The organism is Bradyrhizobium cosmicum (assembly GCF_032290525.1).
In the GTDB taxonomy this organism is placed as follows: domain Bacteria; phylum Pseudomonadota; class Alphaproteobacteria; order Rhizobiales; family Xanthobacteraceae; genus Bradyrhizobium; species Bradyrhizobium cosmicum_A.
In genome coordinates, this window is the sequence record NZ_JASXTA010000372.1 from 1 (window position 1) to 255 (window position 255).

The window sequence follows — 255 nt, forward strand, 5'->3', positions numbered from 1 at the left end:
GGACGGCGGTCCACCTCTACTTCCCGCGTTCGGAGCATCGCGAAGCGATCGCGACCGCACCTTCCCGGCAGGAACGGCGCGATCAGCCGAACCGCGGCGAGACGGTGATGATCGTGGATGACGAGGTGCTGATCCGCACGCTGGTGGCCGAATCGCTGGAGGAGCTGGGTTACCGGACGATCCAGGCCAGCGACGGCGTCCAGGCACTCGGCATGATCGGGGATGCCTCTGGCATCGACCTGCTGATTACCGACG

General features: G+C 66.3%; 1 pseudogene. It reads left to right on the top strand.

Annotated features, from left to right (window positions below):
* Positions 1-255, top strand: a pseudogene (locus QSV46_RS40300) (hybrid sensor histidine kinase/response regulator); the annotation flags it as partial.